The following is an 8,932-nucleotide window of genomic DNA, read 5'->3' as shown; positions in this document are numbered from 1 at the left end:
GAAGAAAAAGAGAACTCGCCAAGCCGTCGGCCCATCATTGTAGAAGTTGTAGACAAAGAAACCAAATGGGAGATGGAACAATTGCCCCGCCGCCTTAACGATCCCAACTACGTATATCAACCTATGCCCGACGATTACGAAGGGTAGTTTTATTGCTTAAAAAACGTTCTTTTAACTGCCGCGCATCTTACCGATGCTTGCCTTCGTTCATTTTGCCTTGATGCAAAACGAACCAAAAAATCAAGACTGCGCCTGCTGTGCGACCCGCCATTTAGCTTGTTCACTGAACAAAAAATAACTCGCACAAAAGATTGTGCTGACTTTTAAGTCAGGCTATGCTCAAACAGCTTTTTGTTCCGGGCGTTCACTTCGCTAAGCGGGTACCCCGCACATACGGCGAGGTCGGTCCTTTTTGCGATGCATTGTCTGAGAGCGGCCTTAGCTTCGACGGACAAGGCATGCAGGCGGCAAAGGCGTTAAAAATTAAAAGCTGTTTGAGCAGCTTTAGCTGCGAGTTATTTTTAATTTAGCCTTTACGGCTGCAATGCTGTCCCCAAGAAGGTATAGCCGCAAAATGCCTTTTTGATTCCTTTTGCGGCATAGGGCAAAAGGAATGCAAGTGATCTTCGATCACGCGCAGTAATAACAGTAAATAAGAATAATTTAAAGAATATTCCTTTTCTGGCCTTGCATTGAAGAATGTTTGGCTTATGGCGGTTAAGCCCCTCTGTATCTGCTTATAATGGAAACGGTCAAAACAACCATGCAGAGAACTTTAACTTCAATAATTTACAATTCGTCATCGTAAAACAGGAGGCTTTTGTCAGAATATTCATTGCTTTAGAGGAATAGAGAAGATGCCACTTCTGTTGGAAACAATAAAGAGGCTAAAACCGTCAGAACTGTCAGGTTTTATAATAAATATACACTTGGATGCATTTAAATGAAGGAGAAATTCTATATTGGTAGAGTTGCTTAATAGGTATAAACAAAATTATGAAGTTTTTTTACTTAGATAAAAAACATATCTTCTAAATAAAAAAGGTATTTTTGTAAAATGCGCTTGTTTGTGAAAGTAACAAGTTTGAAATAATCAAAGAAAAATAAAGCTTTGTAATTTGAATATGAAAATTGTATTATCGTTCTTGTTTTTGGTTGCGACAACCTTTACAATATATGCAAATAATAAGATAATAATTAAAGGAACCTTTCCCGAAGGAATAAATAACGGAAAAACTGTTTATTTAGGTAAATATTCGGGACAGTCGGGCTTGTTACCGGTTGACAGTTGTGTTGTCGAAAACAATAAATTTGCCTTGGAAACGATAGCAGACAACGAAATAAAGGTGGGTTTAATATCTTTCTCCGATTCAACAAAGAATATTTATCCTGTATCGATGGTTGTGTTAGAAGCCGGAGATATATTCTTAAATTTAGAAGAGAATATTCCTTTAGTAAGCGGAACAACAAAAAATAACGAATATCAGGCTTACATATCGGCCCAAAGAGCTATAGTCGATAGCTTGAAGAGTATGAATATTGCATCTCCTTCATCTCCCCAAGCTGCAAATTTGATTAATAAGCTGCAAGAAAATGACTATAAGTTTATAAAATCGAATATAAAAAACCAATTGGGAGAAATGATATTGTCGGGGGTATGGAATTCTATGGACCCGTCGGTTATTTTAGATTTGTTGTCGGAAACGAATGACAAATTCAAGAATAGCCAGATGGGGCTGCAGATGAAAAAGCTGTTAGGAGGTTCGGGACCCGGCATTGGAGAAGATTATATTGATGTAAAAATGCTTAACCCCGAAGGTAAAGAGTTATCTATATCGGCATATATCGGGAAAAAGAAACTCATACTTGTCGATTTTTGGGCTTCGTGGTGTGGTCCGTGTCGCAAAGAAATGCCTAATCTTGTTGCGGCATACGAAAAATATAAAGACAAAGGTTTTGAGATTATAGGAATTTCGCTTGACGAAAATAAAACTTCGTGGTTAAATATGATCGGACAATACGGAATGGTATGGCCTCAGATATCCGACTTGAAAGGCTGGAAAAGCGAGGCTGCACAATTGTATGGAGTAACAAGTATTCCTTCGGTATTTCTTTTAGATGAAAAAGGAAAAATAATAGCCAAGAACTTAGTTGGCAAAAGATTGTTAGATAAATTAGACGAAATTTTAGAGTAACTATATAAATAAACAAATTTAATTATTAAATGATGAAAAAAATCGGATTATTTCTTTCTGCTATTGCTATACTTGTTAGCTCGTGTGCGGATAAAAATGCCTACACTCTTGACGGCACAGTTAAGACAGAAGAGGCTAATGGTAAGGCTGTTTACCTTCAGGAACTAAAGGAAGATGGTAGCGGATTCAATAATATTGATACAGCCAAAGTGGAAAATGGTAAATTTACGTTTAAAGGTATTGCCGGAGATGCACCTCAAATGCGCTTTGTATCGGTTGAAGGTGGTGCTCCAGCCTTATTTGTTTTAGAACCCGGAACAATAAAAATGTTGATCGATTCTCTTACAATGGTAGAAGGAACAACAAATAACGATGCTTTCCAACGTTTTGCTAATGCTAGAGACGAAATAAATGTGAAGCTTAGAGCTATTGGGCAAAAACATCGTGATTTGTCGGAGAAAGGTGAATTAACGGCTGAAGCCGAAGAAAAACTAATGGATGAGTTTGAAGGATTTTCAAAAGAAATTAGCGGGATATTATTCGAATATACCAAAGTAAATATGAATAGCCCGATCGGAGAATTTTTCTTCAAGATGTCGGCAAATGCGTTCGACGAAAAACAACAAAAAGAACTGTTGTCGCTTGCCAGTCCCGAGCTTAAAGCCGACGAACGGGTTAAACAATTAGAAGAGCATCTTACTATACTCGAAAATTCGGCTATCGGAAAACAGTTTATCGATGTAAAAGGTTTGACTCCTGATGGTAAAGAGATTGCACTTTCAGACTATGCAGGTAAAGGAAAAGTTGTTCTTATCGACTTTTGGGCATCATGGTGTGGACCATGTATAAAAGAAATGCCTGTAGTTATTGAGGCTTACAAAAAATATAAAGCTAAAGGTTTTGAAATAGTAGGTATTTCTCTCGATCAGGATGGCGATGCTTGGAAAACTTCAATTAAAGATCTTAGTATCACTTGGCCACAAATGTCGGACCTGAAAGCTTGGAATAGCGACTTGTCGAAAGTATATGGCGTAAGAAGCATTCCTCATACTATATTATTAGATAAAGATGGTAAAATAGTAGAGAAAGATCTTCGCGGACAAAAACTTTTGTCGGCTCTTGACGAATTATTGAAATAATAGTCTTTAACATATAAAGAAAAAGAGAATATCCTGTTTGGGTATTCTCTTTTTCCATCTAACAGAGGTAAGGATAAATACTCGAAACAATCTGTACATCTTTACTAGAGCTCTTATCCGGTTTATTCGGCATTATTTTAGCATTAACTTTTTGTTGATGAAAATTATACATATATTTGCGTTTTATAAACCAAATTAACACAATTTTGAATCATGAGAAAATTAACTGGAATTTTATCATTTGTAGTTGTGGTAGCAACTATTTTATTTAGCTCGTGCGAAAGTATTACAGGGTACGATTTTACAAAACAAGAGTCGATAAATAATATGAAAGCGAAGATCGACGAAAACTTACCGGCCGATGTACTTGTCTCAAAAATCACTTTTACAACCGGAGACTCTCATTCTTTTTCGACTAATATGCAAATTGTTACTGTAAATTATTACGAACCGGGTAGCAGCGAACTAAAACGATTACTTATTTATACAACAATGGATAATGTACAGGATCAGACCCGTTTTATTTCGTCGTTCGATAAAAAACACAAACCAGAGAATGCCGTAAAACTATCGGATCTTGATTTCTCGAAAATAGCAGACAATGTAAATAAAGCAGCACAGATGGTTGTTGCCGAAGATTATCCTTTTTCGGGTTTAGGTACGTATGAACTTATATCGAATGCAGATCCCGAAAAAGCACTACACGAGTTTTCGATCCAAAGCCGTGCAGGAAGCGATACGAAGTTGAAAAACGGTAAAATGGTAACAGAGACCGAATATTACGATATAGAGTTTACTGCCGATGGTAAAGGAGAAGTAACTTTAGTAGAAAAGTAAACCGATATAATTTATATATGAGAGAGTGTATACGTTTATCGTATGCACTTTTTTTATTCAATTGGCTTAATTTGTTACTTTTGTAAAAGAACAAATAACAAGAATATGATGGATTGGAAAACTCTCTTGACTTCGAAACGTTTCGGGCTGGAGGGAATGAGCAACGAAAGGAATAAGGATAGGACAGAATATCAGCGCGACTATGATCGTTTAATATTTTCGTCGCCTTTTCGTCGGCTGCAAAATAAAACACAGGTTTTTCCTTTACCCGGAAGTGTGTTTGTGCACAACAGGTTAACACATAGCATCGAAGTGTCGTGCGTGGGTCGGTCGTTGGGTATGGGAGCCGGACGCATGTTAAAAGAAAAACATGTAGGAATGGATGCCGATTTTGACGAAATGGGCTCTATTGTTGCTGCTGCATGCCTTGCTCACGATTTGGGTAATCCGCCTTTCGGGCATTCGGGAGAAAAAGCTATATCTACTTATTTTTCCGAAGGTAAAGGTGCTGTTCTGGAAAAATCGATAAAAGACGAGAACGGGCGTTGGGAAGACTTTACTAATTTCGAAGGTAATGCCAATTCCATCCGTCTGTTGATGCATCAATTTGCGGGCAGACGCAAAGGAGGATTCGTTCTTACTTATTCAACTTTGGCGTCGATAGCTAAGTATCCTTATTCGTCATTGGCATCGACCAAGAAAAATAAATTTGGCTTTTTTCAGTCCGAAGAAGATAGTTTCCGAATAATTGCCGACGAGTTAGGACTGCTGAAACTACATGAATCTCCCCTAAAATATGCTCGTCATCCCTTGGTTTTTTTAGTAGAAGCCGCCGACGATATTTGTTATCAGGTAATGGATTTAGAGGATGCCCATAAGTTACGTATTATTTCGACCGAAAAAATAAAGGAGCTCTTACTCGGATTTTTCCCCGAAGAAAGACAATTGAAGATAAGGAAGACAATGGAAATTGTTGACGACGTGAACGAGCAGATAGCATACCTTCGGTCCAGCGTTATAGGTGTACTGATTAATGAGTGCATCAGGGTGTTTGTTGATAACGAAGACGAAATATTATCAGGCAAATTTGAGGATTCGTTAATTGATAAAATATCGTCTATACCATGCGAAGCTTATAAGGCATGTAAAAAGTTCTCGATTGATAATATATATCGATCGAAAGATGTATTGGATATCGAATTGGCAGGACATCGGATAATATCGTTTTTGTTGGATATACTTATTAATGCTGTACAGAAGCCCGATGAATCGTATTCGAAATTACTATTGAACAGGGTACCCGAACAGTACGAGGTTAACGATAAAAAACTGTATACACGAATACTTGCCGTGCTCGATTATATTTCGGGAATGACGGATGTGTATGCACTCGATTTGTACCGAAAAATAACAGGTATGAGTTTGCCTGCTGTGTGAAAAACACAATTATTGAACAAAATGCCCGATAATCAGTTCTAATAATAAATGCTTTTTTATCTATAAAGAAAAACTAATATGAAAAAGATTGTATTAATTGGGGCTACAGGTTTTGTTGGTTCACATATTTTAAACGAACTAGTTTCGAGAAATTACGAAGTTATAGCTATAGCACGAAATTCGGAACAAATAAAAAATCAGTCGGCTAATGTTAAAACTGTTAGCGTAGATGTAAACAATACTCAGGCTTTATCGGCTGTGATGAAAGATAACGATGTTGTTATAAGTGCATTCAACGCAGGGTGGTCAAACCCCGATTTGTATAACGATTATATGAAGGGTGCGCATTCTATCGAAAAAGCTGCCGAAAATGCAAGGGTAAAAAGACTTATTGTTATAGGGGGTGCCGGTTCGTTGTACATTGGAGGACAACAAATAGTTGATGGAGACGATTTTCCTGAACAGTTTAAAGCCGGAGCAACTGCCGCCCGCGACTACTTGAACGATATACGAAAAAATAAAACTTTAGACTGGACGTATTTTTCGCCTGCAATTGAAATGAATGCTGCAGTAAAAACCGGAAGAACAGGTGTATACCGTGTTGCAAACGATGAACCAGTATTCGATAAAAAGGGGCATTCGAGGCTGTCGGTCGAGGATTTGGCTGTGGCTATAGTTGATGAACTGGAGCATAATCGTTTCTCTCATATGAGATTTACTGCGGGATACTAATAAAATATTCTTAAAATTTGATGGATATTTGCTAATCGGACATTTAAAATCGCTATTTTTGAGAAAAATAGTAATAATGTCCGATTCGATAGTTATAATTCCTACATACAACGAGATAGAAAATATCGAAAACATCATTAGGGCTGTATTTGATTTACCTAAAGAATTTCATATTCTGGTAATAGACGATGGCTCTCCCGATGGTACTGCCGATGTTGTAAAGTCTTTGCAAAAAGAGTTTCCCGAAAAGTTGCATTTGTTAGAACGCGCAGGTAAATTAGGGCTGGGAACAGCTTATATACTTGGGTTTAGATGGGCTATAACACACGACTACGATTATATATTTGAAATGGATGCCGATTTCTCTCACAATCCTAAAGATTTGGTAAGGCTTTATGATGCCTGCCTAACCGAAGCGGATGTGGCAGTTGGTTCGAGATATTCGACAGGGGTAAATGTTGTGAACTGGCCAATGGGACGCGTGCTGATGTCGTATTTTGCATCAAAGTATGTAAAGCTTATAACAGGAATGAAGGTGCACGATACTACAGCCGGGTTTGTTTGTTATAAACGTCGAGTGCTCGAAACTATCGACTTGGATAGTATTCATTTTAAAGGATATGCGTTCCAGATTGAAATGAAATACACAGCTTATGTGCTGGGCTTTAACATTAAAGAAGTATCCATTGTTTTTGTGAACAGGATATTAGGAACATCGAAAATGAGCTCAGGGATATTTGGCGAAGCCTTTTTTGGTGTTATTGGTTTAAGAATACGCAAAATGTTCGGAGGGTTTAAAAAAGCTCCTAAATATTAAACAAATGCAAGCCTCTTTTATAAATTTATAAAGAGGGCTTGATTGCTTAGTTCTTGTTGTCCATATTCTTTAATATAATATCATCATATCCGTATACATCGTCGGCAAAGTATAAAGTAGAATCGTTTGGCAACATGTATACTGTGTAATAGTCTATCGATACGGGAATTTTACTCTTCAAGTTGATAATATCCGGAAGCTTTTGTAATTTTCCATTTTTCAATAGCTCTTTTCCTTGCTTCGATACAGGAGAACGGTCTATTGAATATCGTATCCTGTCCTGATAAACTTCATCCGAAGCTGTAGAAGTGCAATAATAAGCCAAATCGAGCGGCTTTTCTACTCTTACACAACCATGGCTCACGGCTCTGTTTTTTCGTTTAAATGTTAGCTTCGAAGGGGTGTCGTGCAAGTATACGGCAAAACGGTTTGGAAACATAAATTTTATTCGCCCCAGCGAGTTAAAATCTCCTGCATCTTGCCTTATTTCATAATAAAATTGGCTGCAATTTACGGTTTTCCAATCAATGGTTGATGGATCTACTTCTTCGCCACCTTTGTATAAACGCATATTTTTGCGAGCCAGATATGTGGAGTCCCGTTTCATTATTACACATATTTCTTTTTGTGCAATACTTTTCGGTACATTCCAAAGGGGATTTATATTTAAGTAACCTACTTCGTTTTCTATTAATGGGGTAGGGGTTGACGGCTGTCCTACGCATACCTTCATTTGCAGAGGCGATGCATCTTTGTCCGAGGCAACTAAATAGGCTCCGGCTACGTTAACTTCAATATTTTTTGCCGATTTGCCTTTTACCCTTTTCCACCTGTATCGTTCCATATTGGCAATAAGCTTGTTACAGTAATGGCTGAGAGGCCTGTTCATGGCATCAATAACTAATTTATCTATCTCTTCGCTCTCGGGATAAGAATTAAGCTTTCGGAATGCGTTTACCGCTTCTATTAGCTGTTCATCAATTATGTCAGGCATTGTATCGGGTTTTATATATTCGCCCGAAAGGGATAACCTGTGACCGATTGTAGCTACTACATTGCTTTTTTCTTTAAGCTTATAAACGTTGTTTTTGCCTTTATTGGCAATTGTGGCGAAAGTTGAGTCTTGCAGAGAACTCCATTTTAGTAATGACTTTTGCATACTTTTATAAACTTCGCACTGAGGTTGCGACGAAGTTAAAAGTTCTATCTGGTTATTAGCAAGTTGCTTAAATGCATTTGTGTAGAAAGCTGAATCGGGCTTCCTTATTTCGATATGATATTCTTCGGGATATAAATTCTGAGGGGCTAAATATCCGAATTGTAGTATTGTTGAATATTTAAGCGCCGACTCGGATAATAATAGTTCCAGTCTTAAGGCTGTATCAAGATAATCGTCCCAAATGTAAAAGTTGTTGTTTATAGAATCTACTATTTGCGAGATAGTAGTTTTATTAAATAATTCGGGAGAAAGTCCATGCATATAACTTTCGTCGAAAATAGATAATACATCTCTAATCTTTTGCAGGTCTATGTCTTTAGATATCCATATTGGCGAATATCCGTTTTGTTTGTATAGCCAACTTAAAACCGAAGTATCTCCTTCTAGCTTTTCGGCTATATCAGTATTTAATTCGGGAAAAGGGAAATCGCTTATTTCCTGTTGTTGTTTTGTGTTTGAGCTTGTGTTGCATCCATTAAGTGTTACTATCGAATTGATGCTTAATAATAAAATAAAAATCCTTAAATGTTTGTTCATTGTAATTCCTTTAACTACA

7 protein-coding genes are annotated in these 8,932 nt (G+C 37.3%); 6 read left to right on the top strand and 1 reads right to left on the bottom strand.

Going from position 1 to position 8,932, the window contains the following annotated elements:
- Window positions 1-1,124: 1,124 nt before the first annotated feature.
- The 6 genes from D0T53_RS03385 to D0T53_RS03360 all read left to right on the top strand — a co-directional run bounded on the left by D0T53_RS03385 (window position 1,125) and on the right by D0T53_RS03360 (window position 7,157).
- The gene (locus D0T53_RS03385; protein ID WP_163265075.1) at window positions 1,125-2,195 is read left to right on the top strand and encodes a TlpA disulfide reductase family protein; all 1,071 of its coding nucleotides are present in this window, start codon (window positions 1,125-1,127) and stop codon (window positions 2,193-2,195) included.
- A gap of 29 nt (window positions 2,196-2,224) precedes the next feature.
- On the top strand, window positions 2,225-3,334 hold the full coding sequence (locus D0T53_RS03380) for a TlpA disulfide reductase family protein (protein ID WP_163265073.1): 1,110 nt from the start codon (window positions 2,225-2,227) through the stop codon (window positions 3,332-3,334).
- 213 nt (window positions 3,335-3,547) lie between these two features.
- A complete protein-coding gene (locus D0T53_RS03375) occupies window positions 3,548-4,171 on the top strand; it encodes a hypothetical protein (protein WP_163265071.1) in 624 nt (207 codons plus the stop codon).
- Between the two features lie 105 nt (window positions 4,172-4,276).
- Entirely contained in the window at window positions 4,277-5,608 is a 1,332-nt protein-coding gene (locus tag D0T53_RS03370; RefSeq protein ID WP_185152965.1) for a deoxyguanosinetriphosphate triphosphohydrolase, read from the top strand.
- A gap of 78 nt (window positions 5,609-5,686) precedes the next feature.
- On the top strand, window positions 5,687-6,340 hold the full coding sequence (locus D0T53_RS03365; RefSeq protein WP_163265069.1) for an NAD(P)-dependent oxidoreductase: 654 nt from the start codon (window positions 5,687-5,689) through the stop codon (window positions 6,338-6,340).
- A gap of 76 nt (window positions 6,341-6,416) precedes the next feature.
- On the top strand, window positions 6,417-7,157 hold the full coding sequence (locus D0T53_RS03360) for a polyprenol monophosphomannose synthase (RefSeq protein ID WP_163265083.1): 741 nt from the start codon (window positions 6,417-6,419) through the stop codon (window positions 7,155-7,157).
- Window positions 7,158-7,203: 46 nt separating this feature from the next.
- On the opposite strand, the gene D0T53_RS03355 is transcribed toward D0T53_RS03360, so the two are convergent.
- On the bottom strand, window positions 7,204-8,913 hold the full coding sequence (locus D0T53_RS03355) for a L,D-transpeptidase family protein (protein ID WP_163265067.1): 1,710 nt from the start codon (window positions 8,911-8,913) through the stop codon (window positions 7,204-7,206).
- Window positions 8,914-8,932: the final 19 nt, after the last annotated feature.

The organism is Dysgonomonas sp. 216 (assembly GCF_010501065.1).
Taxonomy (GTDB): Bacteria; Bacteroidota; Bacteroidia; order Bacteroidales; family Dysgonomonadaceae; genus QVMM01.
Note: the sequence above shows the minus strand (reverse complement) of the source record. Positions and strands in the feature narration are given on the sequence as shown.